Below are 926 nucleotides of genomic sequence, written 5' to 3'. Positions count from 1 at the left end.
ATCGTTCGGTGAATAACTTTATGGTGAATATTATGGCTGCTATAGTGGCTTATTGCTTAAATCCAAATAAGCCAACTTTCCAAAACTTGCTAAAAAGCTAAAATATTTCATCGAACTCAGGTTAATTTAATATATAGATGAAGCACTATAGTCGATTTTGCGCAAAATCGCAGAAGAAATGCAGTTTCAGGTCGTAGCGCTGTTTTAATCATGAAGATTTTGATTTTTTAGCCACGAATTATGCGAAAATAGCCGATTCAAGATTTATTTTTTTAAGGACAGTTTATGACTGATCAATCTCCTCAGGCGTTAAGCGACATCGAAATTTTAGACATCCTGCAAAGTATGAAAAAGGATGAGCTAAATACTGAGGCGCAAGCAGCAATTCGTCAGGGTGGTAAAGCTGGTCGTCAGGAAGCGCATAAAGCAGCCTTAGTAGCATTGAATCAGTCATTTGAAGACAAATTTGTCGAAGCCGTATCTTTGGCTTTGGGTCTGAATGCAGCACAAATCAAAAAAATCCGTTATAAAAAAGACCGAATCCGTATTTTAAAAGCGCGCGGTATTGATTATATGGCGATTGATGGCGCTGAAACTGCGCAAGTGCTGTCACAAATTGCCCAAGCAATTGTGCGTGAAGATGCCATTGTCACCCATGACCTGCATAATATTTTCCCATTCTGGAAAGAAGGCTGGCCAATGGTGCAATTCGATAATGCCTACAAAATTTTAGAAGATGATATCCAGATTCACTATCAAGCCGTTCTTGAGGCTTTATTAGCAAAAATCTAAGCTATAACTGTCTTGTCCTGAAATAGATTGACAGTATTCCACTTCAAACCGAGTTAAGCAATTAGCTCGGTTTTTGTTTGCTCATACATCTGATTCGGGGTGTTCATATTTAAACTTAAATGCGGTCTATAACA

The 926-nt window shown here is 38.1% G+C and carries 1 protein-coding gene; it reads left to right on the top strand.

The window, feature by feature from the left end; genetic code table 11:
- Nucleotides 1-285 precede the first annotated feature (285 nt).
- Nucleotides 286-792 (top strand): hypothetical protein, encoded by a 507-nt coding sequence (locus AC1P5O_RS16605; protein ID WP_004280554.1) that lies wholly within the window; start codon nt 286-288, stop codon nt 790-792.
- Nucleotides 793-926: the final 134 nt, after the last annotated feature.

Source organism: Prolinoborus fasciculus (assembly GCF_056724605.1).
The sequence above is the reverse complement of the archived record's forward strand: the minus strand, read 5'-3'. Positions and strand labels throughout refer to the sequence as shown.

Coding starts and splice junctions, on each gene's coding strand:
- AC1P5O_RS16605 (WP_004280554.1), top strand. CDS start 286: ATGACTGATCAATCTCCTCAGGCGTTAAGCGACATCGAAATTTTAGAC.